The 5,241-nt window shown below is 70.4% G+C and carries 5 protein-coding genes; 1 reads left to right on the top strand and 4 read right to left on the bottom strand.

Going from position 1 to position 5,241, the window contains the following annotated elements; genetic code table 11:
• Nucleotides 1-39 precede the first annotated feature (39 nt).
• The gene (locus tag Mterra_RS18570) at nt 40-642 is read left to right on the top strand and encodes a response regulator transcription factor (RefSeq protein ID WP_119316495.1); all 603 of its coding nucleotides are present in this window, start codon (nt 40-42) and stop codon (nt 640-642) included.
• Nucleotides 643-656: 14 nt separating this feature from the next.
• Here the strand turns inward: Mterra_RS18570 and Mterra_RS18565 are convergent, their stop codons facing one another.
• From Mterra_RS18565 to Mterra_RS18550, 4 genes are all read right to left on the bottom strand, one after another.
• A complete protein-coding gene (locus Mterra_RS18565; protein ID WP_147372941.1) occupies nt 657-974 on the bottom strand; it encodes a hypothetical protein in 318 nt (105 codons plus the stop codon).
• Nucleotides 975-1,023: 49 nt separating this feature from the next.
• Nucleotides 1,024-2,004 (bottom strand): DUF3500 domain-containing protein, encoded by a 981-nt coding sequence (locus Mterra_RS18560; protein WP_147372940.1) that lies wholly within the window; start codon nt 2,002-2,004, stop codon nt 1,024-1,026.
• 151 nt (nt 2,005-2,155) lie between these two features.
• On the bottom strand, nt 2,156-3,922 hold the full coding sequence (locus tag Mterra_RS18555) for an ATP-binding protein (protein ID WP_119316492.1): 1,767 nt from the start codon (nt 3,920-3,922) through the stop codon (nt 2,156-2,158).
• A 60-nt stretch (nt 3,923-3,982) separates the two neighbouring features.
• A complete protein-coding gene (locus Mterra_RS18550; RefSeq protein WP_119316491.1) occupies nt 3,983-4,912 on the bottom strand; it encodes a DNA double-strand break repair nuclease NurA in 930 nt (309 codons plus the stop codon).
• Nucleotides 4,913-5,241 lie beyond the last annotated feature (329 nt).

Here is a 5,241-nt window from a genome sequence, read left to right as displayed (position 1 = left end):
GGCCCACCCCACCGCCCTTCACCCCGAGCCCGACACCCTATGATCCGCGTCGTCATCGCCGAAGACCAGGGCCTCATCCTCGGGGCCCTGGCCGCGCTGCTCGAGCTCGAGGGCGACATCGAGGTGGTCGCCCAGGCCAAGGACGGCAGGAGCGCCCTCGAGGAGGTCAGAGCCCGCCAGCCCGACGTCCTGCTCACCGACATCGAGATGCCCCACATGACCGGGCTCGAGCTCGCCGCCGAGGTCAGGCGGCTGGGCCTGAAGACCCGCGTCGTCATCGTGACCACCTTCGGCCGCGCCGGGTACCTGCGGCGGGCGCTCGAGGCCGGGGCCAGCGGCTACCTCCTCAAGGACGCGCCCTCCTCCGAACTCGCCGAGGCCGTGCGCCGGGTGCACCTGGGCGGCCGGGCCATCGACCCCCACCTCGCCGCACAGGCCTGGAGCGAGGAAGACCCCCTCACCGACCGCGAGCGCAAGGTGCTGCGCCTGGCCGGCGAAGGCCGCACCAGCGCCGAGATCGCCGCCGAGCTGGGGCTGTCGGAAGGCACCGTGCGCAACTACCTCTCCGAGGCCATCAGCAAGCTGGGGGCGCAGAACCGGGTGGAAGCAGCCCGCATCGCCCGGGAGAAGGGCTGGCTTTAACCCTCGAGGCCCCGTCAAACCCACGGGAAAAGCGTCGCCGATATCCGCACGACCGTCACCCCGATCAGCCAGACGCCAGCCCAGGCCAGCACGTACTTGGGCCACAGCCCCGCGAGGATCAAGAGCCCCACGATCAGGTCGTTGTACTTGATGAACTCCACCCACGGGCGCAGGTCCTCGAGGATTCGCCCCATGAAGCTCGTGCGCAGGAGGTCCATGTAGGAGCTGGTGTCGTACCACGCCCCGATGCTGTTGCTGATGAAGACGCCGGCCAGCCCCAGCCGCAGCAGCCAGCGCAGCAGCAGGTCGGTCCGGTTGGGTTCAGGCGGCATGACGGGCACGGGCGCCGGGGCCTATCCGCGGCGGGGTATCGGCCACTCCCTAGAGGTTCGCCCCGAAGTCGGCCTCGTAGTCGCGCCAGACGCTGTGGATGTGGGTGGCGCCGTTGCGCGAGTTGTCGTGCTCGAGCAAAAAGGTGGGCCCCTGCAAGCGCCAGTAGTAGGGGCGGCGCGGCTCGAGGCTTCCCGCCCAGCCGAAGCGCACCTTGTCCAGGCCGGCCTTGATGACGCGCTCGAACATGGGGGCGGCCACGGCCGCCGGCAGCGACCCCAGGTAGCTCTGGATGAGCTCGACCACCAGCTTCTCCTGGGCCGGGCTCAGCTCGGACACCGGCAGGCCGACGGGCTCGAGCGGCCCCACCTTAACCTCGTTCCAGGTCACGTGCCGGAACAGCGCCTCGCGCTGGAAGACGGCGATGCCCTGGCGGCGGGCGTCCAGCGAGCGCACGAGCTCGCGGGCGGCGTCCTCCTCGCGGGCCATCACCCGCACGCCGGAGCGGGTCTGGGTGGGCCAGGTGCCGTGGAAGAAGGGGGTCATGGTCACCCGTTCGCCCGAGACGGCGTACTGGCGTGAGAGGTGGTGCCCCTCCCAGCGCCAGCCCCAGGGCTCCCGTCCCCCCGGCGTCCCGAACACCGAGACGAAGAACAGCTCGGGGTCCTGGCCCAGCTCGGTCTGGAGCTGCATGATGTCGAGCGACTTCTTGTAGCCCGCCTCCGAGACGCCGGTGCGCAGCAGGGCCAGGGCGGCGGTGCGCTGGGCGGGGGTCATGCCGCGCAGGGGCACGCCGTTGCGCGGGAAGCCCTGGGGGGTGGTCCAGTGCCAGCGCAGGCGCTCGGCGCTGTCGAAGGCGAAGGTGGCCTGGGGGCGCTTGTCGCCCAAGGCGCTGAGGAACTGGTTGGCCGCCTGGGCCATGCCCGCGGCCAGTGAGCCGCCCTGCTGGGCCCAACCCCGCCGGCCGAGCAGCAAGGCCCCTGCGCCGACGGCTGAAGCCTCGAGAAACCTACGCCGGGTCCACCTGTTCACGGTTACCTCCTCGCAGCCTTAAGCACTTTCGCGACGCAGGGGTTGTGGATGGGTTGGGCTAATGGTAACCGGCCTCGAGCCCGGCGCGTGGAGGCTAAGGCTCAATCGGCCCGCCCGGCGAAGGCAGGGGGCCCCCACACGGCAGCGACCTTCAGAGGCCCAGGTCGCGCTCGAGCGCCTCGGTGCTGATCTCGGCCTCGAGGTTCTGCTCCGAGGCCTTGGTGGCCCAGGCCGGGTAGGGGAAGTTGAGCGGCAGCGGCACGGGGAGCTCGGGCTGCTGCACGATCATGGTGCCCTGGGGCAGGATCACGGCGCGGTCGCGGAAGGAGGCGGGCATGAAGCGGTACTCGGGGCGTTCGGCCTCGGCGGCGTCGAGGCGGCCCACTACCCGGATGGCGGCGTTGCCCACCACGCGGCGCTCCACCTCGCTCGCGGTCTGCTGCGCCCCGATGAGGATGACGCCCAGCGAGCGCCCGCGCTCGGCGATGTCGAGCAGGATGTCCTTGATGGGGCTCTCGTCCTCGCGGGGGGCGTACTTGTTGAGCTCGTCCAGCACGATGAACACCGCGCCGGGCCGCCCTGCGCTCTTCTTCTCGAAGACCTCGCGCAAGATCGAGCCCACCACGAACATCTGGGCCTGGGCCGACAGCCGGTTGATGCCCACCACCGAGACCTGCTCCTGCGCGGCGAGGGGGTCGGGGGGGTTGCCCTTCTTGTCGCCGCGGATGAGGAATTCCACGTTCTGCACCGAAGCCCGCAGGCGGCGCACGAAGGCCTCGAGGGTCCCCGTGGCCTGCCGCGCGGTCCAGCGGGGGTCGCCCTTGGGCCGCTTCTCGTCCTCCTCGCCGCCCTCGGGCCCCAGCAGCTTGAACTCGACGTAGCGCACCAGTTGGCCGAAGCTGCTCAGGCGCATCTTGCCCAGGCTGTCGAAGGTCACGCCCGCGTCGTCGAGGCTCTGCTCGTCCTGCCAGTCCTCGACCTGGAGCGCGGGGCCCTTCTGGTCGGCGGCCAGCTTGCGCAAGCGCTCGGTCACCTGGTCGATGAGGAAGCCCAGGTTGGTCATCGAGCCGCGGTCGGTGAAGAGGTAGGGCAAGAGGCCGCCCTTGCAGAATTGCACCAGGTCCCAGTAGAAGGGCAGCACACCGCCTTTGCGGCTCTCGACGTCGGGGACGATGTCGCCGGGGGTGGGTTTGGGCGGGGCGCGGAAGGCGACGCTGCGGAAGGGCCCGGCCGGGAGGCCCAGGGCGGTGTACTTGTCGCGGTCCTCGGCCTTGAGGCCCTTGTTGGGCTTGTCGAGGAAGAAGAGGTCCTCGCCCTTGACGTTGAAGACGAGGGCCTTGGCGTTGAGGGAGTCCTTCATCACCCCGCTCTCGAAGAGGGAGTAGAGCAGGAAGGTGGCGTAGCTGGTCTTGGTCGCCACGCCCGAGATGCCCGAGATGTTGACGTGGCCGCCCTTGACGCCGTTGAGGAACTCGAGGTTGAGGTAGGCCACCTCCCCGTTCTTGAGGATGCCCGCCGGGAGGCGCGTGCTCTGGCCCTCGCTGGTCATCTTGTCGTAGTAGAGGGCCATCTCGAGGTCGCGCTCGCGGGCGACGTACACCGGGCAGCCGGGGTCGGGGGGCAGGTACTCCTCGGGGTCGAGGCGCGTCACCTTGACGTGCGCGGCGTAGGACAGGCTGATGGGCAGCAGCTGGCGGTTGGCCAAGAACACGTCGGTGTCGAACTGCGAGCCCTCGTAGAGCTTGAGGACCTGGTCCACCATGCCGTAGTAGCGCACCTGCCCCTTCCGGGGGTCGGGGTGCCGAAACTCCACGTACACGAGGTCGTCGAGGCGCAGGTACTGCCCCTCCTCGACCGCCACCCAGAAATCCAGGGCCCCGGCTTCCCGGCTGCCCAGCACCATTCCACACGGTTTCATCGGGTCTCCTGATAAGGCGTAGCGTCCATGGCCTATAGCGCGGGGCTGCCGATAGCGGCTCTACGAGAACAACCCCTGGAGGATGCGGCGGCGCACCACCTCGGCCTGGCCCATGTGGCGACCCAGCCACAGCTCGAGCCCCCCCACCGGGATGAGGTTCTGCGGGGCGCGGGGGTCGCGCGAGGGCGAGGAGGCCATGCCGCACAGAAGCCCCACCGAGAGGTCGGCGAGGGCGCGGGCGTGCTCGAGGTCGCCCGCCGGGGTCTCCACGCGCAGCAGCGCGGCCCCGCTGTGGAAGGGCGCGGTGGGGTTGAGGGGCAGGCGGATGTACCAGGAGAAGAGCTCGAGGGGGCGGCGGGCGTTGTGCGGGATGCGGAAGACGGGCGTGCGCTGGCAGGGGGCCAGCAGCGAGAGGATGCGCTCCTCGGCGGGCGGCAGGTAGCGCTGCCACATGGTCTTGGCGTAGCCGATCACCCCTGGACGGGGCAGCAGGCCGGGCGCGACGAAGATGGGCCCGTCGAGCACCACCAGTCCTTCCTGCAGCTCCTGGGCTAGGCGGGCCTCGAGGGTGCGCATCTGCTCGTTGACCTTAGCCGCCAGCATCCGCAGGTCGTGGATGCCCTTCAGCGCCACCGGGCGGTAGTAGAAGGGCCCGATCTCGACCGGCCCGAACTCGTGCCCGTCCGGGTAGAGCAGGACCCGCTCGACGCGGGGCTCGCCCGCCAGCCGGATGCCCGCGTCGTCGCGCACCAGCGCCCCGGCGGCCAGCGTGACCAGCAGTGCCCGCTGCCCGTGCTCGTTGGCGACCACCGCGTCGATGCGCTGCCGCCCGTCCACGAAGTAGAGCACCGGCCACTCCTGCGCGGGGGGCTCGAGGGGCTGCCAGGGGGGCTCGAGGTCGGTGACGACCCCGTCCACGCTGCTGCTGTCGTCCAGGCCCACCTGCGGCAGCGCGTAGTCGGGGTTCCAAGCTTCGAGTCTTAGCCGCACGTCCTTAGACTAAAGCCGAAGGGCGAAAGCGTCGAGGGCTGGAGGCTCGAGGCTTGTGATGGGAACGCCCGTTCCTGTGCTTAAGGAGAGGGCGGTTGACGGTGCTTTGGTTTGGCGATCCCCGCTCCGCCGTCGGAGGGCGTAGGGGGAGGCGATTCCCCATCACCTCCCCCTTTCGCCCTCCGAGGGACTCCAGGTTACCGGCAGAGCCGGTATGGCCTACGGCCACCCCCTCGCAGGCATGCCGCCGGGCCTCAGCGCCCGCGTGTGCGGGGGTGCGGGCCGCACCTTGACCCGGCGGCATGCCCGCGAGGGGGTGGCCGTAGGCC

It is taken from the genome of Calidithermus terrae (genome assembly GCF_003574345.1).
GTDB classification, from domain to species: Bacteria; Deinococcota; Deinococci; order Deinococcales; family Thermaceae; genus Calidithermus; species Calidithermus chliarophilus.
This window is presented reverse-complemented; position numbering and strand designations above follow the sequence as displayed.

Bases quoted from the DNA above. Each gene is read 5' to 3' on its own strand.
- Mterra_RS18570 (WP_119316495.1), top strand. From the start codon at position 40: ATGATCCGCGTCGTCATCGCCGAAGACCAGGGCCTCATCCTCGGGGCC.
- Mterra_RS18565 (WP_147372941.1), bottom strand. From the start codon at position 974: ATGCCGCCTGAACCCAACCGGACCGACCTGCTGCTGCGCTGGCTGCTG.
- Mterra_RS18555 (WP_119316492.1), bottom strand. From the start codon at position 3,922: ATGAAACCGTGTGGAATGGTGCTGGGCAGCCGGGAAGCCGGGGCCCTG.